Origin of the sequence: Pseudomonas edaphica, from assembly GCF_005863185.1 — a bacterium.
GTDB lineage: Bacteria > Pseudomonadota > Gammaproteobacteria > Pseudomonadales > Pseudomonadaceae > Aquipseudomonas > Aquipseudomonas edaphica.
The window spans coordinates 1-642 of record NZ_VBVZ01001116.1 but is presented as its reverse complement, the minus strand read 5'-3'; the positions used below and the strand labels follow the sequence as shown (position 1 = coordinate 642).

The window sequence follows — 642 nt, the reverse complement described above, 5'->3', positions numbered from 1 at the left end:
GACCAGGGCAATAGAGGGTCTGTGCATGGTCTCGTCCTTGAAGTGAATGAAGCTCACGATAGTGATAAGGTCTTGGCCCTCGCAATGACCTCACAGGTTATGAACCCGCCATGGAAAGTACTGCCGGCGACCAACTGCGCCAACTGCGTCGCCTCGCCAAGCTCAGCCAACTGGACCTGGCCTTGATCACCGGGGTTTCGCAACGCCACCTCAGTTACATCGAAACCGGCCGCTCCAAGCCGAGCCCGGGCACGCTGCACAATTTATTGACCGCGCTGGATGTGCCGCTTGAGCTGTGCAATCGCGTGTTCCTCGCCGCTGGTTACGCGCCGCGCTACACCGCCACCCCGCTCGCCTCACCGGCCATGGCCGCGATTCGCGAAGCCGTCAGCCATGTGTTGCACGCCAACAACCCGGCCCCGGCGATTCTGCTGGACAGCCAGTGGCAAGTGCTGGCGGCGAATGCCAGTACCGGCGTTCTGTTTCAATTGTTGGGGCTTGAACCGGATGCAGCAGATGGGCTGAACCTGCTGACCACGCTGTTGCAAACCGGCGGCTTGGGCGACCACCTGATCAACGCCGAAGAGATCCGCACGCTTGCCTGGCAACGCGCCAGCCGTGAGGCGCTGGGCAATCCTGAAT

At 61.7% G+C, this 642-nt stretch carries 1 protein-coding gene; it reads left to right on the top strand.

Going from position 1 to position 642, the window contains the following annotated elements; translation table 11 throughout:
- Nucleotides 1-110 precede the first annotated feature (110 nt).
- On the top strand, nt 111-642 hold a 532-nt coding region (locus FEM54_RS33600; protein ID WP_138454402.1), incomplete at its 3' end, for a helix-turn-helix transcriptional regulator.